The sequence below is a fragment of the Citrobacter sp. MGH104 genome, from assembly GCF_001034485.1.
GTDB lineage: Bacteria > Pseudomonadota > Gammaproteobacteria > Enterobacterales > Enterobacteriaceae > Citrobacter > Citrobacter freundii.
In genome coordinates this window covers 1,773,996-1,796,902 of record NZ_KQ089818.1, presented here as the reverse complement: position 1 = coordinate 1,796,902, position 22,907 = coordinate 1,773,996, and the positions used below count along the sequence as shown (strand labels likewise).

Here is a 22,907-nt window from a genome sequence, read left to right as displayed (position 1 = left end):
ACAATTGCATATATTTCCAATAACAAAAAGGACCTGCGATTTCTCGCAAGTCCTTGAAATTTGGTGGCCCCTGCTGGACTTGAACCAGCGACCAAGCGATTATGAGTCGCCTGCTCTAACCACTGAGCTAAGGGGCCGTGGCGGTGGATTATAAAGTAACTCCGCGTTGCAATCCAGACATAAGCGTACGGATGCTGTTTTTATAAACAATGTATTTTCAGTCCGTTATACTTGTTCCTCTGATGTATTGTTCGGAGTAATTATGGTTAAGGACATACTGGCACCGGGGCTGCGGGTGGTATTTTGCGGCATCAATCCGGGGCTCTCTTCTGCGGGTACAGGATTTCCCTTTGCACACCCCGCTAATCGCTTCTGGAAGGTTATCTATCAGGCGGGGTTCACCGATCGCCAGCTTAAACCTGAAGAGGCACAGCATCTGCTGGATTTCCGCTGCGGCGTGACTAAGTTTGTCGACAGACCAACGGTACAAGCCAATGAAGTGAAGCTACAAGAGATGCGTAGCGGAGGTCGTCTGCTTATTGAGAAAATAGAAGAGTATCAGCCAGCCGCGCTCGCTATCCTCGGGAAGCAGGCATTTGAGCAGGGGCTTAGCCAGCGTGGGGCGCAGTGGGGAAAACAGACGCTGACCATTGGCGCGACGCAAATATGGGTATTGCCGAATCCCAGCGGGTTAAGCCGGATCACGCTGGATAAACTGGTAGAGGCGTATCGGGAAGTGAATGTGGCGTTGAAGGCGCGCGGCCTGTAACTGCCGGAGCCTTAGGCTCCGGCGTCACTGTCAGAACTCGAAGCGTGCGCCCATGTTGTAGCGGCGTCCTTCCAGGATGGAAGACTGGTTATAGGACGTTTTGTAGATTGGGTTCACGTCGAACAGGTTATAAACCCCCGCCATCAATGTGATGCTCTTGTTGAGATGGTAGCGTGCCCCTAAATCGACCAGCGCATAGGCGTCGGTTGACGTTGATTTGCCGATGTCAGGCGTATTGCTGCGCCAGCTGGCTTTGCTCCACAGTTCAAGATCGTTAAGTGCATTCCATGTCAGAGACAGGTTGGCCATGCTCGTCGGGAACTCGTTCAGTGCCTCTCCCTTGTACTGACCACTCTTTTGCTCGCTGTGGGTATAGGTGTAGTTCGCGTTCGCTTTCAGCGCGGTAGTGACCTGCCAGTCGCCGTTCAGCTCCAGGCCATAGATTTCCGCGTCGCTGACGTTGAAATACTGCGAGACTTCTTCCGCTTCATACCCGTTGTAAATGCACTTCTGCGTGGCCGTTGCGGTACAGATGGTGTAGTCGCTGATCTTGTCCTTGAATTTGGTGAAGAACACGGTTGCATCCAGTGCCAGTGTGTCCTGTTGCCAGTAGACGCCCAGCTCGGTGTTGACGCTCTGCTCAGGTTTCAGGTCATCGTTACCGATCCCAATGAAGGAATACGGATACGAACCGTAGACGCTGGTGAAACCTTCATTGTTCTCACGCAGGTCCGGTTTTTTATAGCCCGCCGATACGCCGCCCTTCAGCGCCCAGTTTTCGTCAATCGTCCAGTTACCGTAGAGTTTTGGCGTGACGTGGTAGCCAAAGTAGCTGTCGTGATCGAGACGCGCCGAGGTGGTGAGGGTGAAGTCCGGAACCATCATCCAGGCATCTTCCGCGAAGATGGCCCAGCCGTCACGGGTGATCTTGCTGACTGGCGTTATGCCCGGCACTTCTTTGTTTTCGATGCCGAAAGTGTCGTCCAGCTCATTACGGGTGAAGTTGATCCCCAGCGTCAACTTGTGGTCGCCCAGCGTAAAGGTGTTCGCGCTGTTGGCTTCATAGTTTTTCTGCTTAATGAACTGCGAACTCATGCCCGGCACACGATACTCGGTTTTAGCGTTTTCGTAGCTGATGAAGTTCTTCACTTCCAGCAGATCGTCGCCGTACCAGGCATGCTGCGCAAGTGAAGCGGCATCGCGGTCAAAGTCCCATTGCCAGGCTTTATCATTGTGTGATTTTACCTGATGCCCTTTGACGACGTTCAAATCCCAAAGTTGGGTGTCGGTCGGCGACATGTTGATGGTGGCATCCAGATTGCCAGCCTGGTGCTTCACAAAGCGCTCATCGGAGATGCTGTCGTCATCACGGCGATCAAGATAATCCGCCGCTACGCTCACCCCGAGCTTGCTGGGGATAATTGGCCCCATCAGGAAGACATTAGTCTGGTTGGTGTTACCGTACTCGCTCTTCTCTTGCAGGAAGTAGTTATCTTCCAGCACACCCGTCCATTTATCGAGGTTGTAGCCTTTTTTGGTGATGACGTTGACCACGCCGCCAATGGAGTCAGAGCCATACAGTGAGGACATCGGTCCGCGAATCACCTCTATTCGCTCGATAGCGGCAAGCGGCGGTAAAAAAGCAGCCTCTGTCCCGATATGGTGTCCGTAAGGACGCGATTCGCGGGTGCCTTGTTTGATGCCGTTGACCATGTAGGAGGTATAGGTCGAGTCCATTCCGCGCATCTGCACATCGCCTGTGGCAAGGCTACCGTTGCCATTACCCACCAATACGCCGGGCATCTCGCGAAGGGCTTCGGTGACGTTCTGGTTAGAGCGGGTGTTCAGTTCTTTCTCGCCGACGACGGAGATGGTCGCCGGTGCCTCACGGCGTTCCTGTGCGAAACCGGTGGCGGTGACCACCAGTTGATCTTCATTATCTAGTGTGGTTTCTTCGGCGAAAACGGTCGCCGGGAGGCTGGCAAGGGCGAGCGAAATCGCCAGCGCGGTACGAGTCTGGTTAATCACAACGCATTCCTCAGAACTGGGTTAAATCGAGCTTGAGTACATAGTCAGCCTTGTTGGCTTTTTCATCCTGCTTCACGCTAACGAAGAGCGTTTTGCTGTCAGGAGAAAGCACCATGCTGTTTGGCATTGCTGCCGTTTTGATGGTGTGCTTCAGGCTGTAAGTGTTGGCATCGATAACGCTAATCTGACGGGCATTGCGATGGGTAACATACACTTCGTTGCGGGCAGGGTTATAGACCGCAGCGATAGAGTTTGGCGTGGGAACGCGGTGAACAATTTTACCGCTGTCCAGTTGGACTACCAGCACGTCGGCGGTGTTGGTATCGGCGATAAATCCGATGCCTTTGGCCGTGTTCAACGCGATGTTCAGGAAGTAATGCTTCGGCTCGGAGGGGTCAACCTTCACACGCGACAGAACCTGCGACGTTTTGCCATCCAGGGTAACCAGTTCGCCTTTGCCAGTGACGGCGTAAACTTTATCGCCAGCTTCATCAACGGCGAAACCGACCGGATCCATCCCTTTGAGAGCGTGTAATAGTTTCTGGTTATGCGTGTCGACAACCCACAGCACACCTTTATTTTCACTGCCAATACCGGAGACATACAGACGGTGGTGCTTCTTGTCGAGCACCACTTCACGAACGTGGGCTTTATTTTCTTCGTCTGCAAGCTGAAGCATTTTCACTTCTTTATGGGTGCGGGTATCCAGCAGGGTCAGTGAGCCATCCAGCGCATTACCTAGCCAGAGAATGTGGTTAGGTTCATCCAGTGAGACCGCAAAAGGACGGCGTTCGGTGGCGATCCGCTCATCGACTTTTAATGATTCAGTTGAAAACAGGAACACTTCACCGGCGGTTTTATCTTTGTCGAAAGAGGGGGCAGAGGCTGCATAGATAGCCTGTTGTCCGGCGTCATAAGCCAGTTCGTAAACGCCATGACCAAGCGTCTGAGAGGCGAACTGATCCTCAGTAAAGTCTTTTGCCAGGGCTGAACCGGTATAAAGTGCCAGTGAAATCGCAAGCGCGCAGAGGGACTGATTTTTTAATGTTTTTAAATTCATGTCATTTTTCTTTACAGTTGTTTACGAAAAGAAAATGATAATGAAAATAAATATCATTTACAATTGCGTGTATAGGCAATGCCCCCTACCAATTTTTGTACACTGCGGAAAATCCCAAAAAAAAAAGCTCCCCGGAGGGAGCTTCTTAATAACAGAAACGATTAATCGTCGAGGAAGCTACGCAGTACTTCAGAGCGGCTCGGGTGGCGCAGTTTACGCAGCGCTTTCGCTTCGATCTGACGGATACGTTCGCGGGTAACGTCGAACTGTTTACCGACTTCTTCCAGCGTGTGGTCGGTGTTCATATCGATACCGAAACGCATACGCAGAACTTTCGCTTCACGGGCGGTCAGGCCAGCCAGAACGTCGTGCGTTGCGGCACGCAGGCTCTCGGTAGTCGCAGAGTCCAGCGGCAACTCGAGGGTGGTATCCTCGATGAAATCACCCAGATGCGAATCTTCATCGTCGCCGATCGGCGTTTCCATGGAGATAGGCTCTTTAGCGATCTTCAGCACTTTACGGATCTTGTCTTCTGGCATCAGCATGCGTTCAGCCAGTTCTTCCGGCGTTGGCTCGCGGCCCATCTCTTGCAGCATCTGACGGGAGATACGGTTGAGCTTGTTAATGGTCTCAATCATATGTACCGGGATACGGATGGTACGCGCCTGATCCGCGATCGAACGGGTGATCGCCTGACGGATCCACCAGGTTGCATAGGTGGAGAACTTGTAACCACGACGGTATTCAAACTTATCAACCGCTTTCATCAGACCGATGTTACCTTCCTGAATCAGATCCAGGAACTGCAGGCCACGGTTGGTGTATTTTTTAGCGATAGAGATAACCAGACGTAAGTTCGCTTCAACCATCTCTTTTTTCGCACGGCGGGCTTTCGCTTCACCGATGGACATGCGACGGTTGATATCTTTAACCTGCTCGATGGTCAGGCCGGTTTCTTCTTCAATCTGCTGCAGTTTCTGCAGGCCGCGGTGAACGTCATCTGCCACATCGTGCAGTTTTTCAGACCACGGTTTGTTCATCGCGATTGCCGCGTTGAACCAGGTTTCGCTGGTTTCGTTGCCAGTGAACAGGGTGATGAAGTTTTTCTTCGGCATTTTGCACTGCTCAACGCAGAGCTTCATGATCAGACGTTCCTGAGTACGCACGCGGTCCATCATGACGCGCATGCTGTTTACCAGGTAGTCGAACTGCTTCGGCACCAGGCGGAACTGTTTGAACACTTCGGACAGCTTCTGAATTTCTTCCTGCGCGGCAGCATGGCTGCGGCCTTTCGCTTTGATGGTGTCACGAGTGATTTCGTACTGAGTACGCAGTTCACCGAATTTTTCACGCGCTAACTCAGGGTCGATGCTGTTGTCGTCATCGCTGCTGTCGTCGTCGCCATCTTCTTCATCTTCGTCTTCATCGTCATCCATCTCTTCCTGAGAGAGTTCAGAACCGACGTGGGTCGCCGTGGGCGCCATGTCTTCTTCCGCGTTTGGATCGACAAAGCCAGTGATCAGATCGGAAAGACGTGCTTCTTCAGCTTCTACGCGATCGTACTGCTCAAGCAGGTAGGTGATAGCTTCCGGGTATTCGGCAACGGAGCATTGAACCTGGTTAATCCCGTCTTCGATGCGTTTAGCGATGTCGATTTCGCCTTCGCGGGTTAACAGTTCAACGGTACCCATTTCACGCATGTACATGCGGACCGGGTCAGTTGTACGACCGATTTCGGACTCAACGCTGGACAGAACCTGGGCAGCCGCTTCTTCCGCGTCTTCATCGGTGCTGTTGGAGGTTTCAGCAAGCAGCAGATCATCGGCATCAGGTGCTTCTTCCATCACCTGAATACCCATGTCATTGATCATTTGGATGATGTCTTCGATTTGATCTGAATCGACGATATCTTCCGGCAGATGGTCATTGACCTCGGCATAGGTCAGATAGCCTTGCTCCTTACCACGTTGGACAAGAAGCTTCAGCTGTGACTGCGGGTTTTGCTCCATAAGACGGTATCCACACTTAATTCGTTTGATTGGTGTTGGGCGGTAAAACCGCCAACGGCAAAACGAGGGCATACTTATATTTTGCCGCTGCCTCTCCGTGCGGCTGTCGGGGGCTTCCCGATCGATATTCGGCAGTTAAGCCGTTAAATACTTCATCTTTCACGTTGTCTCTGCGTTAGCTGCGTTCGTTTACTTGCTGCCTTGATACAACGCGAATGATTTTGTCTTTGTTTTGTCTTTCTCTTATTTCTTGGCCAGTTCCTGGTTCAGCGTCCAGAGTTCCCGGCGTTCTTCGCTGCTTAAACCGTGTGTGCGCTCACGAGCTATCAACTCTTCCTGGCGCAGTTCAAGCATCGAATCAAACATATGGTTGAGTGAGTCGGTGAAGGTTTTTTCTGCGATATCTTTATCTGCTATATCGTCCCACATCGACAGTTTTTCAAGGGTCGCAGCATCATTTGTGCCACGATAGTGTTCTAAAAGTTGCCCGGTGGTCAGACCTGGCTGAGCCAGACAAGTGTTGACCAGTTCTCTGAATAAGCCAAGTCCAGGCAGCTTATTGCTATCCAGTGCCCCTAACGGTGGAACCAGCGGGGCGAGCTCCGGGTTCTGCACCAGCAACCCTATAAGTATACGCATGGTCGTACGTTTTAGCTGTGGAACAGGGCGGGAAGCCCCATTTTCTGCCAGTTTTGGCATTAAACGTTCAAGCTGGCTGTCATCCAGAATGCCGAGCTTGTTTCCCAACTCCTGTCGCAGGTAAATGCGCAACGTTTCGCCTGGTACTTGAGTAATCAGCGGTAATGCCAGCGTGCTGAGCTGTGCGCGTCCGTCTGGGGTACTCAAATCCACCTGCGGCAACAGGCTGTTAAATAAAAACGCAGAGAGCGGCAGCGCCTGCTCCATCCGCGCTTCAAAGGCCTCTTTCCCTTCTTTGCGCACTAGCGTATCGGGATCTTCGCCGTCAGGTAAAAACATAAAGCGTAGCTGGCGTCCGTCTGTCATATAGGGCAGTGCGGTTTCCAGCGCGCGCCATGCTGCGTCGCGTCCGGCACGGTCGCCGTCGTAACAGCAAATTACGTTGTTCGTCGCGCGGAACAACAGTTGGATGTGATCGGCGGTGGTTGACGTCCCAAGGGATGCCACGGCGTAGTTAATGCCGTATTGCGCCAGCGCCACCACATCCATATAGCCTTCTACCACTAACAGGCGCTGTGGATCGGCGTTATCCTGCTGGGCTTCATAAAGACCATACAGCTGGCGACCTTTATGGAAAATATCGGTTTCCGGGGAGTTCAGATACTTCGGCAGGGCATCGCCCAGCACGCGTCCACCAAAACCAATGACCCGACCACGTTTGTCGCGGATGGGGAACATCACCCGTTCGCGGAAGCGATCGTAACTGCGTCCCTGATCGTTGGTGACCAACATCCCCGCATCAACCAGCGATTTGCGATTTTCAGCATTGCCGCCAAACCGTTTCAGGACGTTGTCCCAGCCGGGGGGCGCAAAACCAATAGCAAAACGGGTGATAACGTCGCTACTTAATCCTCGCTTTTCCAGGTACTGGCGCGCAGGGGTAGCGGCGGGTTGCATCAAAGACTGTTGATAAAAAGTGTTCAGGCCATCCATCAATTGATAAAGGCTTTGCCGTTGATGGCGCTCTATCTGACTGGGGCCACTGCCTGCTTCATAGGGCACTTCAAGGTTGTGCATTGCGGCCAGTTCTTCGACGGTTTCCACAAACTCGAGCTTGTCGTAGTTCATGAGAAAGTCGACGGCGTTGCCATGCGCGCCACACCCAAAGCAGTGATAAAACTGTTTTTCACCGTTTACGGTGAAAGAGGGGGTTTTTTCGTTATGGAACGGACAGCACGCGTGATAATTTTTGCCCTGCTTTTTCAGCTTTACCCGCGCGTCGATGAGATCGACGATGTCGGTTCTTGCCAGCAGGTCATTGATAAAAACGCGAGGAATTCGTCCAGCCATAAGCCCCTGTTTTTTGATGACTCATATACACAAAATCATTCAGGATGCATCAAGGCGGCAAGGAAGCGAATCCTCAGGAGCGTACAGCAGTACGTGTCTGGGGTGAGCGACTGCAGCCAACACTGAGGCAGCTTGAATGATGACGTGTATAAACGAAAATAAGCCGCGCATTCCTTCCGGAAGCACGGCCTTACAACTACAACTCAGTCTGAATTGAGAGCTTTGGCTCTCAATAGATTAGTACAGACGAGTACGGCGTGCGTTTTCGCGAGCCAGTTTCTTCGCGTGACGTTTCACAGCAGAAGCTTTAGCGCGCTTACGTTCGGTAGTCGGTTTTTCATAGAACTCACGACGACGAACTTCCGCCAGAACACCTGCTTTTTCGCATGAACGCTTGAAGCGACGCAGTGCTACGTCGAACGGCTCGTTTTCACGTACTTTAATTACCGGCATGTAACTCTCACCTTTAATAAATTCGGTTTGCCGCTGGCATCAACGCCAGCTTATTTCAAAATGGTGCGGAATTTTACTGCAATTGCTGCTGCTTTGTAAAGCACCGACGCGATTTTGAAAGGGACTTTTATAAGGACAAGGAGTATACACGAGCGGAACTCCTGGGGCGAACAAAGTTTTACATCAACCCGCATTGGTCCTACACTGCGCGGTAATAGAGCGAGGTAAAACAAGTCATGCGTGTACTGGGTATTGAAACATCCTGCGATGAAACCGGCATCGCCATTTACGACGATGAAAAAGGTCTTTTAGCCAACCAATTGTATAGTCAGGTGAAATTACACGCTGACTACGGCGGCGTAGTGCCAGAACTGGCCTCGCGCGATCACGTACGTAAAACCGTACCGCTGATCCAGGCCGCGCTGAAAGAGGCGGGACTGGCGGCAAAAGAGATCGATGCGGTGGCGTATACCGCAGGTCCTGGTCTGGTTGGCGCGCTGCTGGTTGGCGCAACCGTAGGACGTTCGCTGGCGTTCGCCTGGGGCGTACCGGCAATTCCTGTGCACCACATGGAAGGGCATCTGCTGGCGCCAATGCTGGAAGATAATCCCCCTGCGTTCCCGTTCGTCGCGCTGCTGGTTTCCGGCGGTCACACGCAGCTGATCAGCGTCACCGGTATCGGTCAGTATGAATTACTCGGCGAATCGATTGATGATGCTGCTGGCGAAGCGTTCGACAAAACCGCCAAGCTGCTGGGGCTGGATTATCCTGGCGGTCCAATGTTGTCAAAGCTGGCCTCGCAAGGCGTTGAAAAACGTTTTGTCTTCCCGCGCCCGATGACCGATCGTCCGGGGCTGGATTTCAGCTTCTCCGGGCTGAAAACCTTTGCCGCGAATACCATTCGTAATAACGAAAATGACGATCAGACGCGCGCAGATATCGCCCGTGCCTTTGAAGATGCGGTAGTTGATACGCTGATGATCAAGTGCAAACGCGCGTTGGATCAAACCGGTTTTAAACGTCTGGTGATGGCGGGGGGCGTGAGCGCGAACCGTACGCTGCGCGCAAAATTGGCTGAAATGATGCAAAAACGTCGTGGCGAAGTATTTTACGCGCGTCCGGAATTTTGTACCGACAACGGGGCGATGATCGCCTACGCGGGCATGGTGCGTTTTAAAGCGGGCGCAACGGCGGATCTTGGCGTAACCGTGCGCCCACGCTGGCCGCTGGCGGAATTACCGGCGGCGTGATTTTTTGCCCGGTGGCGCAATGTTACCGGGCAAGACGCTACATCCGCAGCATTCCTTTCTCTTCCAGAAACGCGATAATTTTTTCCAGACCCTCTCCGGATTTTAAATTACTGAACGTCCACGGACGCTCCCCGCGCATACGCAGGGTATCGCGTTCCATCACCTCCAGCGAGGCGCCGACGTAAGGGGCCAGATCGGTTTTATTGATAACCAGAAAATCGGATTTAGTGATCCCAGGACCGCCTTTACGCGGGATCTTCTCGCCTTCGGCAACGTCGATCACATAGATCGTCAGATCCGCTAATTCCGGACTGAAGGTGGCGCTCAGGTTATCGCCACCGCTTTCCACAAAAATCAGATCCAGATTGCCGAATTTCTCGCTCAGCGCCTCTACGGCAGCCAGATTCATCGATGCATCTTCGCGGATAGCAGTATGCGGGCAACCGCCGGTTTCCACACCGACGATCCTGTCTGGCTCCAGTGCGCCCGCCTCGGTGAGAATGCGCTGATCTTCTTTGGTGTAGATATCGTTGGTCACCACCGCCAGTTGATAGCTGCTGCGCATGGATTTGCATAACGCTTCCAGCAGCGCCGTTTTGCCGGAGCCGACCGGGCCGCCAACGCCCACACGCAGGGGATGCTTGTAGTTACTCATTTTTTCTCCTCAGGAGCGGAATAATCGGGAATATTGGGTTTCATGCCGGGCAGACGCGATAGCGGCCAACGGCGTTGCGGAGCCGAGACTGGCGTCAGGCGTCGCCAGCGCCTGTGCCAGCCCCTGCGCATAGCGATCGCAGAGCGCAATAATCAAACGCTGGGCCGCCTGTTGTCCAAAAGGAACCAGCTTGACGCCAGCCATCACAGCGCTCTCAATCCAGCTGTAGCCGAGGCTTAACGCCAGTTCGGTCAGGGGAATTCTCCAGCGCACGGCCAGCCAGGCCATGCCGCAGAGTTGGCTGTCGGTGAAGAGAGTGCGCCACTCTCGCGAGCAATCCGCCTCCCAGTCGGTGACCAGCCGCGTAAACGCCGCGCCCCGACTGCGTTCTTCATCCCGCAGTTCGCGAGTTTCCCGGCAGGCCAACAGGTAAGCGCTCCAGCGGCGCGCGGCATCGAGATCGTCCTGCTCGCAGGCGCGATACAGTCTCGCCAGCAGCGGTAGGTCGACGGTAAAAAAGTTCTGCTCCATCTGCTGAATTTGCCAGGCAGAGAAGTCATCGACGCTTTTCACCCAGCCAATCTCCACCGCCCATTCCAGACCCTGGGACCAGGTAAACGACCCCACCGGGAGTGCGCTGCTGGCGAGCTGCATCAGACGCAACTGTTGGGTGTTATGCATCAGTGCGCATGGCCGTGATGATGCCCGTGTGATTCACTGGCATAAGCGCCTGCTTCCGGTTCAAACGGTAGTTGAGCGAACGTCACCTCGAGGTTGAACTGGCGCAGCATGGCGTCCAGCACATGATCGTGGTGGTAGCGCAGCTCATCCGGCAGGATTTGCAGCGGAACGTGGCGATTGCCGAGGTGATAACAGGCTTTGGCGAGTAGGAAAGGATCGGCGCAGCGCACCACGGAAACCGACTCCGGCGCGGCGATCACTTCGATCACCTCGCTGCCATCGTCGGTGGTCAGCAGGTCGCCACCGCGTAACAGCAAACCGCGCGGTAGCATCAGCCCGGCTTCGCGACCGTCGTTCAGTGCCACTCTGGCACGACTTTTTACGCGCATATCAATGGGTAGCGTGACGCTTGCGGTGACGCGGTGAGCGTGGTCAAGGCGTTGGGTCAGGTAGATCATCGTCACTCCTAAAACAGAAAATAGCGTTGTGTCATCGGCAAAACGTTTGCCGGTTCGCTGGTAATCAGTTCGCCATCAATACGCACCTCGTAGGTCTGAGCATCGACGGTGATATTGGGTTGCAGGTCGTTGTGGATCATGTCGGCCTTTTTCACTGTTCTGCAGCCTTTAACGACGGCGATGGCGCTTTGCAGGTTGAGCTGCTGCACGATGTTTTGCGCATCAGCGGCCTGCGAAATAAAGGTCAGCCGGGTGTGATGCCGCGCTGCGCCAAGTGCGCCGAACATCATGCGGTAATGCACCGGCTGTGGGGTGGGAATCGAGGCATTGATGTCGCCCATCGGCGCACAGACGATCATCCCGCCTTTAACGATCGTCGCCGGTTTTACGCCAAAGAATGCCGGTGACCACAACACCAGATCGGCCAGTTTGCCAGGTTCAACGGAGCCGACTTCATGGGCGATACCGTGGGTTAGCGCCGGATTGATGGTGTATTTGGCGACGTAACGTTTAACGCGCAGGTTGTCGTTGTCACCGGTTTCTTCTGCCAACGGGCCACGCTGAACCTTCATGCGGTGCGCCACCTGCCAGGTACGCAGGATCACTTCGCCCACGCGCCCCATTGCCTGTGAATCGGACGAGGTCAGGGAAAAGGCGCCAATGTCATGCAGCACATCTTCGGCAGCGATCGTTTCCCGGCGAATGCGTGATTCGGCAAAGGCCACGTCTTCGGCGATATCTGGATCGAGATGGTGGCAAACCATCAGCATGTCGAGATGCTCGTCGATGGTGTTGATGGTATAGGGCAGCGTCGGGTTCGTAGAGGAGGGCAGGATATTCGGATGCGCGCAGGCGGTGATGATATCCGGCGCATGACCGCCGCCCGCGCCTTCGGTGTGAAAAGTATGAATGGTACGATCGCCAATCGCCGCCAGCGTATCTTCCACGAAACCGGACTCATTGAGCGTGTCGCTGTGCAGCGCGACCTGGATGTCCATTTCGTCGGCCACGGTCAGCGCGCAGTCGATAGCGGCGGGTGTGGCGCCCCAGTCTTCATGGATTTTCAGGCCAATTGCGCCTGCAGTGATTTGCTCGCGCAAGGCGTCAGGATTTGAGCCGTTACCTTTGCCCAGTAAACCGATGTTAACCGGTAACGTGTCTGCTGCCTGCAGCATGCGTGCGATGTACCACGGACCCGGCGTACAGGTGGTGGCGTGAGTGCCCGCGGCCGGACCGGTGCCGCCGCCGATCATCGTCGTCACGCCGGAAACCAGCGCCTCTTGCGCCTGCTGTGGGCAGATCCAGTGAATATGCGTATCCACGCCGCCTGCGGTGACGATCTTGCCTTCCCCGGCGATGACTTCAGTTCCCACGCCTATCGGGATCGTAACGTTGGGCTGAATATCGGGATTACCTGCCTTGCCGATGGCGAAGATCCTGCCGGCTTTGATACCGATATCCGCTTTCACGATCCCCCAGTGATCGACGATCAGCGCGTTGGTTATCACCAGATCCACACATGCATCGGCGCGCATTTGCCCCTGGCCCATGCCGTCGCGGATCACTTTTCCGCCGCCGAATTTGACCTCTTCACCGTAGGTGGTGAAGTCTTTTTCCACTTCGATCCACAGGTCGGTATCCGCCAGGCGCACTTTATCGCCAGTGGTTGGGCCAAACATGTCGGCGTACGCCTGCCGGGAAATGTCACTCATTATCTGCCTCCAGCGCGCCCATCACTTCGCTGCGAAAACCCACGATCCTTTGTGCGCCAGCAACGCGCACCAGTTCGACTTCGCGTTTTTGTCCGGGCTCAAAACGCACCGCTGTGCCCGCAGCAATGTTCAGACGAAAGCCGCGTGCGGCCAGCCTGTCAAAGTGCAGCGCCGGGTTCACTTCGAAAAAGTGATAGTGCGATCCCACCTGGATGGGCCTGTCGCCATGATTTTCCACCACGATCGTGCAGATCTCTCGCCCCTGATTAAGTGCGATACTGCCTTTTGCGATCTGATATTCACCTGGGATCATTGCCGCTCCTTAGACGATCGGATTGTGGACAGTGACCAGCTTCGATCCGTCCGGAAAGGTGGCTTCAACCTGAATATCCGGGATCATTTCCGGTACGCCTTCCATCACCTGATCACGGCGCAGCACGTGACGCCCGTCCTCCATCAGCGCGGCTACAGTTTGCCCGTCGCGCGCCCCTTCCATGATGAAAGCGCTAATCAGCGCCACCGATTCCGGGTAGTTCAGCTTCAGCCCGCGGGCCAGGCGACGTTCCGCCACCAGCGCGGCGGTAAACAGCAACAACTTATCTTTTTCTCTGGGGGTCAGTTCCATAAGGGTTCTCTTAGGTTTGCCAGATTCTCGGTAGTACAGGCGTTTTATGTGTCAGCAGCGGGCGCAAAAATTGCCAGATGTCACGCATAACGCGCTGAACAACCAGGTTGTCGTTAGCAAGAAAACGGATTGTCAGCAGCGAGTCGTTAAGCGTTGCCCCGGCGTAATCGCCAAGCGCCATAAGCCGCTCCCGCGTGCCCTCCAGCATGTGTTCGTTGGCCGGATAACACAGCAACGTGCCGACCCAGGGATGATGCGCGACGCCGCTCAGATTCCCCTCCTGCAATATCAAGCGTTCTATCAGCAGCGGCAGCCCATCTCGCCACACTTCCAGGCGATTTTGCAGCATGCCGTGGCTGAAAGTTTCCTGCATAACCGGTCGGCCAAGACACAGCAGATCCCAGGCCAGCAGGCGACTTGCGGATGTCAGATGAAAGACGGTCTGAATAGCGGCGTTGGCGCCGGGAAAGAGGATCGTATCCTGCGGCAGCCACTCCAGCGTGGCGTGCGAGGCGAGGGTAAAATGCTGGCGCAGCAACGCTTGTGGCCCTCGACTGCGATAAAACTTGCCCGCGCCGGGCTGGGTGATTAACGCATGGCTGTTTTCGTCGAGCGTGACGGCAATATGAAGCTCATCCCCGCCAACGATCCCCGCAGGTGGATGCAGCAAATAGAGGTGGCAGACGTCCTCTTCCGGGTAAAACGGGCGCTGAACTGTCAATGGACCATGATGACGCGCCGAGGCGAGCACCGTTTTGTGCCCGGTGCAGGAAAAATGCAGTTCCAGTTCGGCCTGCCAGCCTCGTGTGAGTGTCTCGTGCGCAACCGTGTCCAGAGCGTTTCCCCTATCAGCATGAGGGTGTTTGCATACAAAAAAGTATGCCTCAGCGCATCGGGAAATCGATCATATGAGAAGCTTATGGATTAAGGGGCGACAATATGCCGCCCAAGGGAGATTACAGTAAAACGAGGGGCATCCAGATCAGACCGGTGATCACCAGCAGCACGAGGAAAATCAGGCCAAAAATAGCGCCGAGTCGCCAGTAATCCACCGTTGGCAAATAACCGCTGCCGTAGTAGATAGGGCTAGGACCGGTGGCGTACGGGGTCAGAATGCTGCCCAGGCCAATGGCGGCGCCGACCATCAGGCAGAAGACCGGTAGCGGGATTTCCGGCATTGCCAGCGCGGCGGCAATCATCATCGGCGCGAGGGCAGAGGTATACGCCGTGGCGCTGGCAAAGAAGTAGCGCAGCAGATAGAACACCACGATCAGCGCCACCATCACCATCATCGGCGAATAGCCGCTCAGTCCTCCCGCCAGCAGCTTGCCGAACCAGGTAATAAAACCGGTGTTATTGAGCCCGGTGGCGAGCGTTATCAGCGAGGCCAGCCAGAAAAAGACGTTCCATGCGGCTTTATTGCTGACGATGTCATCCCAGCTAATGATGCGTAGTACCAGCATCAACGCCACCACGCTGTATCCGACCATTGCGGCGTCAATGTAGTCGCCGCCGAAGATCCACAGCACTAACGCGCCGACCATCAGTACCAGCATCTTTTTCTCGCGAGCGCAGAGCGGTCCCATCGCTTTTAGCTCTGTATCCGCCCAACGTGGAACCTGATCGCCGGATTTCAGTACCGGTGGATACAGCAGGTACGCCAGCCACGGCACGATCAGCACCAGTAAAATGCTCAGCGGCAGCATGCCTAAGAACCAGTCGCCCCAGCTCAGCGCCGTGTGGGACGCGCCTTTCATCAGGCCGATCAACAGCAGATTCGGTGCCATCGCCGTTAAGAAAATAGCGCTGGTAACGCAGTCAGCGACAATGCCCATCCACATGATGTACGAGCCAATGGAGCGTGAACTGGCGCTATTGGGCTGCGAGTTATACAGCGGCGGCAGGTTGCGGATAATCGGGTAGATTATTCCGGCTCCGCGCGCGGAGTTGGAAGGCGTGACGGGAGCGAGGATAAGTTCGGAGAACATCACCGCATAGCCGAGAAATAACGTCCGGTGCCCCATCTTTTTCACCAGCATCAGCGCGATTCGCCGACCAAGGCCGGTTTTCTCATAGCCAGTACCAAACATAAAGGCCGCGAAGATCAGCCAGATGACCGAGTTTGAGAATCCAGATACCGCCCACGACAGCGATTTGGCAGTAAATTTAAAACCGTCCTGCGCGAGTTGCTCCGGACTGAACAGCAGCCACGGTGAAAGGACGGCGATGATCGAAATGCCAATCATCGCCACCACCGCGCCCGGTACAGGTTCCAGAATAAGCCCGACAATCACACCGGTAAAGACGGCAAAATAGAGCCAGGTGTGACTCTCAAGACCGGTGGGGACGGGCAGAACAGCAATAATGGCGATGACCACCAGCGGAGCCAGGTATCGCCACCAACCAGCTAAAGGTGCCATTGTTGTATCCCTGCAAAGAGGGAGAGGCGTTACGCCCCTCCGGGAGGGTTATTTGATGTAGTGCACGTGCTCGCAGATTTCTTCGACGATAGGATCGCGACGTTCAGCGAACAGCTTTTTGTTTTCGGCAATCAGGTTATTACCGTGAGTATCGATGGAAACGATCAGCGGGCCGAACTCTTTTACCCGGCATACCCACAGAGATTCCGGCATGCCGAGTTCGGTCCAGTGTACCTCTTCAATTTCTTCAACCTGAGTAGCCGCCACGACCGCACAGCCAGCCGGGAAGATGACGTGCAGTGATTTAAACTGTTTGCAGCCTTCTTCCGTCAGCGGCCCCATGCCGCCTTTGCCGACCACCAGCTTGACGCCCGTCTGCTCGATAAAGTCTTTCTCAAACGCTTCCATACGCATGCTGGTAGTTGGGCCGACGGAGACCATCTCCCATTTTTCACCGTTCTTACGGACGATCGGGCCCGCATGGAAAATGGCTTTGCCGTTCAGGTCATAAGGAATCGGGCGCTTCAGTTCGATCAGGCGACGGTGGCAAACGTCACGGCAGGTCACCAGCGTGCCGGTCAGGTAAATGACATCGCCAACGCGAATGTCTGCCAGATCTTCGGTTTTGATCGGGGTTGTGAGGATCTTTTTCATAACGCGCTCCGGGTGTGAGACAGGTTTTCGAATGAGAGGTCGGCATGAACCAACAGCGTGCCGCGACGATGCGCCCAGCAGCCGGTAGAGACGGCAACGCCGATAGTCGACGGGTGGCGCGCGGCGGATTCGATATGTACGCCCATCACTGAGCTATTCCCGGTCAACCCTTGCGGCCCAATGCCCAGACGGTTAAGTCCTTCTTCCAGGCGCAGTTCCAGTTCTGCCGCTTTTGGGTTTGGATGGCGTGATCCGATTGGGCGCAGCACCGCTTTACGAGAAAGCACGGCAGCGGTTTCGACAGAGGTGGCAATACCCACGCCCACCAGCACCGGAGGACAGGCGTTAACTGCCAGCGTGGAGATATTTTCGAAGACAAATTTCACCACGCCTTCGTAGCCTTCAGAAGGCATTAACACTTTCGAGCGCCCCGGCAGCGTACAGCCGCCGCCTGCCATGTAGACTTCGATTTCCGCGTCATCGTTATCAGGGATGATGTCCCATGTGACCCACGGCACACCGGTACCGGTATTTTTTCCGGTATTCACTTCGTCAAAAATCTCAACCGCGTTATGGCGCAGCGGCGCTTTTACCGTGGCATCTTCAACAGCCTGTTTCAGAATGCTTTGCAGTTCGCCAAGTAGCGGAAAACGGGAACCGACCTTCACGAAGAACATAATCTCCCCGGTGTCCTGACAGGCTGGGCGGTTCAGGTCGATAGCTTTCTGCATGTTGTCAAACATGGTGTGGTAGATGATTTTACCCATCGGCGAGGTTTCGCCTTCACGCAGCTGTTTTAATTTATCCACAACATCGTCAGGCATGCGGGTAGAAATCATGGCGGTAAAGTCGGCGACAATGTTCGTCAGCGTAGTTATCGCATGTTGGTTATTTTGATTGCTCATCTTATTAACTCCAGTTCTTTTATTTGTCTGGAAATAAATTCTCCGCCACAAACTACCACTAAAAATGTGGTTTTATATTATTTGGCACTGTGAATATCTAATTAACAGTTCGTGAATGATGTCCAGATAAGGCAATAAAAATTGCGCCAGGGCAGGGTTTAATACGTATGGGAGAATTACACTGCGGTTAATCACATTACGGATTACCGATCATGCTGAATACGTATCCCCTGGCGAAAGACCTACAGGTGCTGGTTGAAATTGTTCATAGCGGCAGCTTTAGCGCCGCCGCTGCGACGCTGGGCCAGACGCCAGCGTTTGTGACGAAGCGCATTCAGATCCTCGAGTCCACGCTAGGGGCTACGTTGCTAAGCCGCTCGGCGCGCGGCGTGGCGCTAACGGAGAGTGGTCAACGTTGCTATGAACACGCGCAGGCGATCCTCGCAGGTTATCAACATCTGGTCGATGACGTTACGCAACTCAAAACGCGTCCGGCAGGGATGATTCGTATCGGCTGTAGCTTTGGTTTTGGGCGCAGTTATATTGCACCGGCAATTACAGAATTGATGCACAGCTATCCTGAATTACAGGTACATTTTGAACTTTACGATCGGCAAATTGATTTGGCGCAGGATAATATCGATTTGGATATTCGTATCAATGATGAAATTCCTGATTATTATATTGCTCATTTGTTAACGAAAAATAAAAGGATATTATGCGCAGCACCGACGTATTTACAAAAATACGGTGAGCCGACGACGTTACAGGAATTAATTCGGCATGATTGTCTGGTCACCAAAGAACGGGATATGACTCACGGGGTGTGGGAACTGGATAACGGTCAGGAGAAAAAGTCGGTTAAGGTGGCGGGACATCTTTCTTCTAACAGCGGTGAGATTGTGCTGCAGTGGGCGCTACAGGGAAAAGGGATCATGCTGCGTTCTGAATGGGACGTACAACCGTTTCTGGCCAGCGGTGAACTGGAGCGGGTGCTGCCGGACTATGCGCAGAGCGCTAATATCTGGGCGGTTTATCAGGAGCCGCTGTATCGCAGCGTGAAGCTTCGCGTGTGCGTGGAGTTTCTGGCGACGTGGTGTCAGAACCGATTAGGCAAACCGGTGGAGGGGTATCACATCCCCGAGGCCGGATAAGACGCCGACGCGTCGCTATCCGACAATAAAATCACTCGGGGTCTTTTTCGCGTTTTTTCTTTAGCTTGGTCCAGATCTTCGGCTCCTGACGACGCCACAGACGCTGAATGTTGTCATGGTGACGAAGCAGAATTAAGCACGACAACATGGACACCGGGAAAGTGAACTGGGGATTGAACCACCAGACGTAAAAAGGGGCGATCAGCGCACTGACGATAGCGCCTAACGACGAGTAGCCGCTTAACAGGACGGTTAGTAGCCAGGTTCCGGCCATCACGCCGGTTAAGTCCCAGCCAATCGGCGCAATTGCGCCAAAGGCGGTGGCAACGCCTTTTCCACCTTTAAAGCCGAAAAATACCGGCCAAATATGTCCCAGACAGGCGGCGATTGCGATCAACCCCAGCCAGAAGGGGCTGACGCCTAGCGCATAGGCACCCCAGACGGGTAACATACCTTTCAGGACGTCGAAAATCAGTACCGCGACGGCGGCTCCCTTGCCACCGATGCGCAGCACGTTTGTCGCGCCCGGATTCCCAGAGCCGCTGTCGCGCGGGTCCGGCAATCCAGCAAGGCGGCATACCAGAATAGCACTGGAAATTGAGCCACAGAGGTACGCGAAGATAATCATTCCAGGCGCGATTGCACTCATAAGCTGTTCCGTTTTGAAAATGTCGTGTAAAACGCTACTTCTGTGGATAATACGCATATTTCGCCGGAAGTGGTATCCGGGTTAGCCAAAAAGCAGGCAGGTCGTGATGGATATTGTATTTATAGAGCAACTTTCTGTAATCACCACTATTGGTGTTTACGACTGGGAACAAACGATCGAACAACGGTTGGTGTTCGATATCGAAATGGCATGGGATAACCGCAAATCAGCTAAAAGCGATGATGTGGCTGATTGCCTGAGCTATGCTGATATTGCTCAAACGGTTGTTAATCATGTGGAAGGTGGGCGTTTTGCGCTGGTAGAACGTGTGGCGGAAGAGGTGGCGGATTTGCTACTTAACCGCTTTAATTCACCGTGGGTGCGGATCAAACTCAGCAAACCTGGCGCGGTAGCCCGTGCGGCAAACGTCGGGGTCGTCATTGAGCGTGGCAATAATCTGAAAGAAAATAATTAATTTAATAATTTCTAAATCAAACGGGTATAAAAGAGTCCTTTCGTCGGCTCTTTTTTGCCGTGTTTTCTCTATCTAGGGGTTTATTAATGAGTGATATGCACTCGCTGCTGGTGGCGGCAATTTTGGGTGTGGTCGAAGGATTGACGGAATTTTTACCCGTTTCCAGTACCGGCCATATGATTATTGTTGGCCACCTGTTGGGTTTTGAGGGTGATACCGCAAAAACATTCGAGGTGGTGATCCAATTGGGGTCTATTCTGGCAGTGGTGGTGATGTTCTGGCGACGTTTGTTTGGCCTGATCGGCATTCACTTCGGCAAGGCCCCGCATGAAGGTACTGGCAAAGGTCGACTGACGCTGGGGCATATCCTGTTGGGGATGATTCCGGCGGTTGTACTGGGACTGGTGTTCCACGACACCATCAAGTCGCTGTTTAACCCGATCAATGTGATGTATGCGCTGGTGGTGGGGGGGGTACTGCTGATTGCCGCAGAATGCCTGAAGCCGAAAGAGCTGCGCGCGCCGGGTCTGGATGATATGACCTATCGCCAGGCGTTTATGATTGGCTGTTTTCAGTGTCTGGCGCTGTGGCCGGGTTTTTCTCGCTCAGGGGCGACGATTTCTGGCGGCATGCTGATGGGCGTGAGCCGTTATGCGGCTTCTGAGTTTTCATTCCTGCTGGCGGTGCCGATGATGATGGGAGCGACGGCGCTGGATCTCTACAAGAGCTGGTCGTTCCTTAGCGCATCAGATTTACCGATGTTTGCAGTCGGTTTTGTGACGGCGTTTATCGTGGCGCTGGTCGCGATCAAAACCTTCCTGCAGCTAATTAAGCGTATCTCGTTCATTCCGTTTGCGATTTACCGCTTTGTTGTGGCGGCTGCCGTCTATGTGGTTTTTTTCTGATCGCCACTAAATGCCGGATGGCGCTGCGCTTATCCGGCCTACGGCGTAATATGTAGGCCGGGTAAGGCATTTATGCCGCCATCCGGCAACGTCAGTTTAATGGGCAGGTTTGGGACACCGCTTCTCCTTCCAGTTGGCCACCGCCGCAATGCGGCGCCGGGTCAGTTCTTCACGAATTGCCTGACCTTTGAATCCCGCTTCCACGACATCTTTCGTGGGAACCGCCTGTGCAACCAGCCAGGCTTCACGCAACAGCCTGCCTTGCGGGTAATCCGCCGCTTCAAAACCGGTTCGCCCACGCACGTCGGCCTCGCTGGTGAGGGCGATTTGCTCCACGCGCTGCGGTTTGCGCCATGCATCGATGGAATCAAACAGCTTAACGATTGTTTTCGGTTGCAGGATCGGGAAGGTATGAATGAGGTCGTGGAACTCGGCCACCAGTTTGGCTAAATCACGGATGTCATTCGGCACGCGCAGGCGCTGACACAGTTGCTCGACCAGCTTAACGCCCGCCGGACCGTGGCCATGATGGCGCGGCCATAGCGCTTTAGGCGTTAATGCTTTGCCAAGATCGTGGCACAGCGTGGCAAAACGCACGTCGACCTCCGGGCTTAACATGGCTGCCATCGACAGCGTCATCAGCGTGTGAATACCGGTATCAATTTCCGGGTGCCACTGCGCGGGCGCGGGAACGCCGAACAGAGCATCCACTTCAGGAAACAGAACGTGCAGTGCGCCGCAGTCGCGCAGGACCTGAAAAAATACCTGCGGGTTGCGGGTAGTTAAGGCGCCTTCCGTTTCTTTCCACACGCGCTCTGGCGTCAAGTGTTCCAGTTCGCCAGCGGCGTTCATATCGCGCATCAGCGTCATGGTTTCGTCGGCAATACGAAAGCCAAGATGCGCATAGCGGGCAGCAAAGCGCGCTACGCGCAGCACGCGCAGTGGATCTTCGCTAAAAGCCGGGGAAACATGACGCAGCAGGCGGTTTTCCAGATCATCGCGTCCGTTATACGGGTCGATAATCTCCCCGTTGTCATCGCGGGCCATTGCGTTGATGGTCAGGTCGCGCCGCTGAAGATCGGCCTCCAGCGTCACATCTGGCGCGGCGTAGCAGGTGAATCCGGTATATCCCGAACCTGATTTGCGTTCAGTACGCGCCAACGCATACTCTTCCCGGGTTTGCGGATGCAGAAACACGGGAAAATCGCGGCCTACCTGTTGGTAACCCGCGTCGAGCATTCCTTGCGGCGTGGCACCGACAACGACCCAATCTTTATCTTTAATCGGTAGCCCTAATAACGCATCCCGAACAGCACCACCGACCAGATAAATCTTCACGCCACTTTCCTTTTGAAAAAAACATCCCTTAATCATATGTCAGTGTGGCGGAGAAGGCGATTCAGTTCATCCAGCGATCTTTGCGTTTACGGCTTGGGATCATGTGTGGCAGAACCAGACCGAGCAGCAGACCAAGACCCAGCACGCCGCCGCCATACATAAACCATTGCATGATGATAGTACGCTGCTTGTCATCAAGCTGAAGGTTGGCTGCGCTCACCTTCTTTTGCGCCACGATAAGTTCGTTCTTCAGCTTCTGGTTTTCTTGTTTCAGCCCGTCAATCACGCTGTCGCTCTGCGCTACCTTTTGCTGCATGTCGGCGGTACGCTGATTCCATGTGGTATCGATATTATTGAGCTTATCGGTCAAGGTCTTAACCTGGTTTTCCAGGTCGGGAACGCGGGTACGAAGGCTCGGCGTACTGTTCAGCTCTTTCAGTGGGATCCAGGCGGTACGTCCGGTGCTGTCTTTCACCTGGGCGTAGTTGGTGTTGGCATCGGTCTGTAATAGCGTGACTTCCTCGCCGGCGTTAACCGTACCCACGAGGCGATAATTATCTCCCGGACCGCTGCGGACCCAGGTGTTCAGTTCGTCAGAGACATAGCGCTTTTCTTCGGCATGAGAGACTGCAGTGGCGCTAAGTGCGAGTAAAGTTAATCCAATCAGGCGTAATTTTGGCATCAGGCTGTCGTTATTGTCATAGAAAGTGGAACGATA

Annotated in this window: 23 protein-coding genes and 1 tRNA gene; 5 read left to right on the top strand and 19 right to left on the bottom strand. The window is 54.2% G+C overall.

Going from position 1 to position 22,907, the window contains the following annotated elements:
- Positions 1-61: 61 nt before the first annotated feature.
- A tRNA-Ile gene (locus SK34_RS08370) sits at positions 62-137 on the bottom strand.
- Between the two features lie 125 nt (positions 138-262).
- Between SK34_RS08370 and mug the strand changes: the two genes are divergently transcribed.
- On the top strand, positions 263-769 hold the full coding sequence (gene mug / locus SK34_RS08365; protein WP_044700923.1) for a G/U mismatch-specific DNA glycosylase: 507 nt from the start codon (positions 263-265) through the stop codon (positions 767-769).
- Positions 770-799: 30 nt separating this feature from the next.
- On the opposite strand, the gene SK34_RS08360 is transcribed toward mug, so the two are convergent.
- From SK34_RS08360 to rpsU, 5 genes are all read right to left on the bottom strand, one after another.
- Entirely contained in the window at positions 800-2,797 is a 1,998-nt protein-coding gene (locus SK34_RS08360; protein ID WP_048232827.1) for a TonB-dependent receptor domain-containing protein, read from the bottom strand.
- Between the two features lie 10 nt (positions 2,798-2,807).
- Positions 2,808-3,857, bottom strand: coding sequence for a 7-bladed beta-propeller protein YncE (gene yncE, locus SK34_RS08355; RefSeq protein WP_003846277.1), 1,050 nt, complete (start codon positions 3,855-3,857; stop codon positions 2,808-2,810).
- Between the two features lie 161 nt (positions 3,858-4,018).
- Positions 4,019-5,866: an RNA polymerase sigma factor RpoD gene (gene rpoD / locus SK34_RS08350; protein ID WP_003024699.1), complete on the bottom strand. Its 1,848-nt coding sequence runs from the start codon at positions 5,864-5,866 to the stop codon at positions 4,019-4,021.
- 243 nt (positions 5,867-6,109) lie between these two features.
- Complete coding sequence (gene dnaG / locus SK34_RS08345) at positions 6,110-7,855, bottom strand: DNA primase (protein WP_003024697.1); 1,746 nt, start codon at positions 7,853-7,855, stop codon at positions 6,110-6,112.
- A gap of 237 nt (positions 7,856-8,092) precedes the next feature.
- Positions 8,093-8,308, bottom strand: a complete 216-nt coding sequence (gene rpsU / locus SK34_RS08340; protein WP_001144069.1) for a 30S ribosomal protein S21 — start codon at positions 8,306-8,308, stop codon at positions 8,093-8,095.
- A gap of 236 nt (positions 8,309-8,544) precedes the next feature.
- On the opposite strand from rpsU, the gene tsaD reads away from it, so the two are divergent.
- Entirely contained in the window at positions 8,545-9,558 is a 1,014-nt protein-coding gene (gene tsaD / locus SK34_RS08335) for a tRNA (adenosine(37)-N6)-threonylcarbamoyltransferase complex transferase subunit TsaD (RefSeq protein ID WP_046670280.1), read from the top strand.
- Positions 9,559-9,595: 37 nt separating this feature from the next.
- On the opposite strand, the gene ureG is transcribed toward tsaD, so the two are convergent.
- From ureG to ttdA, 10 genes are all read right to left on the bottom strand, one after another.
- Positions 9,596-10,213, bottom strand: a complete 618-nt coding sequence (ureG, locus tag SK34_RS08330) for an urease accessory protein UreG (protein ID WP_003024692.1) — start codon at positions 10,211-10,213, stop codon at positions 9,596-9,598.
- A 9-nt stretch (positions 10,214-10,222) separates the two neighbouring features.
- Positions 10,223-10,894 (bottom strand): urease accessory protein UreF, encoded by a 672-nt coding sequence (locus SK34_RS08325; RefSeq protein WP_044713686.1) that lies wholly within the window; start codon positions 10,892-10,894, stop codon positions 10,223-10,225.
- A complete protein-coding gene (ureE, locus tag SK34_RS08320) occupies positions 10,894-11,352 on the bottom strand; it encodes an urease accessory protein UreE (RefSeq protein WP_003024684.1) in 459 nt (152 codons plus the stop codon). Before ureE ends, SK34_RS08325 begins: the two co-directional genes overlap by 1 nt.
- A gap of 8 nt (positions 11,353-11,360) precedes the next feature.
- A complete protein-coding gene (gene ureC, locus SK34_RS08315) occupies positions 11,361-13,064 on the bottom strand; it encodes an urease subunit alpha (RefSeq protein WP_048232825.1) in 1,704 nt (567 codons plus the stop codon).
- Complete coding sequence (locus SK34_RS08310; RefSeq protein WP_003024680.1) at positions 13,057-13,377, bottom strand: urease subunit beta; 321 nt, start codon at positions 13,375-13,377, stop codon at positions 13,057-13,059. The genes ureC and SK34_RS08310 overlap by 8 nt, the downstream gene beginning before the upstream one ends.
- A gap of 9 nt (positions 13,378-13,386) precedes the next feature.
- Entirely contained in the window at positions 13,387-13,689 is a 303-nt protein-coding gene (locus tag SK34_RS08305) for an urease subunit gamma (RefSeq protein ID WP_003024678.1), read from the bottom strand.
- A 10-nt stretch (positions 13,690-13,699) separates the two neighbouring features.
- Positions 13,700-14,524 carry an urease accessory protein UreD gene (locus tag SK34_RS08300; RefSeq protein WP_196491836.1) on the bottom strand — a complete coding sequence of 275 codons (825 nt, stop codon included), beginning with the start codon at positions 14,522-14,524 and terminating at the stop codon, positions 13,700-13,702.
- 121 nt (positions 14,525-14,645) lie between these two features.
- Positions 14,646-16,109 (bottom strand): anion permease, encoded by a 1,464-nt coding sequence (locus tag SK34_RS08295; protein ID WP_032937357.1) that lies wholly within the window; start codon positions 16,107-16,109, stop codon positions 14,646-14,648.
- A 48-nt stretch (positions 16,110-16,157) separates the two neighbouring features.
- Positions 16,158-16,763, bottom strand: a complete 606-nt coding sequence (gene ttdB, locus SK34_RS08290; RefSeq protein WP_003838111.1) for a L(+)-tartrate dehydratase subunit beta — start codon at positions 16,761-16,763, stop codon at positions 16,158-16,160.
- Positions 16,760-17,668 (bottom strand): L(+)-tartrate dehydratase subunit alpha, encoded by a 909-nt coding sequence (ttdA, locus tag SK34_RS08285; protein WP_016150995.1) that lies wholly within the window; start codon positions 17,666-17,668, stop codon positions 16,760-16,762. The genes ttdB and ttdA overlap by 4 nt, the downstream gene beginning before the upstream one ends.
- A 212-nt stretch (positions 17,669-17,880) precedes the next feature.
- On the opposite strand from ttdA, the gene ttdR reads away from it, so the two are divergent.
- On the top strand, positions 17,881-18,822 hold the full coding sequence (gene ttdR / locus SK34_RS08280) for an L-tartrate utilization transcriptional activator TtdR (protein ID WP_016150994.1): 942 nt from the start codon (positions 17,881-17,883) through the stop codon (positions 18,820-18,822).
- A 31-nt stretch (positions 18,823-18,853) separates the two neighbouring features.
- Here the strand turns inward: ttdR and plsY are convergent, their stop codons facing one another.
- Entirely contained in the window at positions 18,854-19,471 is a 618-nt protein-coding gene (gene plsY, locus SK34_RS08275; RefSeq protein WP_003024662.1) for a glycerol-3-phosphate 1-O-acyltransferase PlsY, read from the bottom strand.
- Between the two features lie 106 nt (positions 19,472-19,577).
- Between plsY and folB the strand changes: the two genes are divergently transcribed.
- Together folB and bacA are read left to right on the top strand one after the other, a co-directional pair.
- On the top strand, positions 19,578-19,946 hold the full coding sequence (folB, locus tag SK34_RS08270) for a bifunctional dihydroneopterin aldolase/7,8-dihydroneopterin epimerase (protein ID WP_003838117.1): 369 nt from the start codon (positions 19,578-19,580) through the stop codon (positions 19,944-19,946).
- Between the two features lie 86 nt (positions 19,947-20,032).
- Entirely contained in the window at positions 20,033-20,851 is an 819-nt protein-coding gene (gene bacA, locus SK34_RS08265) for an undecaprenyl-diphosphate phosphatase (RefSeq protein WP_048232824.1), read from the top strand.
- Between the two features lie 96 nt (positions 20,852-20,947).
- Here bacA and SK34_RS08260 read toward each other — a convergent pair whose 3' ends face one another.
- Positions 20,948-22,189 carry a multifunctional CCA addition/repair protein gene (locus SK34_RS08260; protein WP_044713693.1) on the bottom strand — a complete coding sequence of 414 codons (1,242 nt, stop codon included), beginning with the start codon at positions 22,187-22,189 and terminating at the stop codon, positions 20,948-20,950.
- Between the two features lie 61 nt (positions 22,190-22,250).
- Positions 22,251-22,871, bottom strand: coding sequence for a TIGR04211 family SH3 domain-containing protein (locus SK34_RS08255; protein WP_048232822.1), 621 nt, complete (start codon positions 22,869-22,871; stop codon positions 22,251-22,253).
- Positions 22,872-22,907 lie beyond the last annotated feature (36 nt).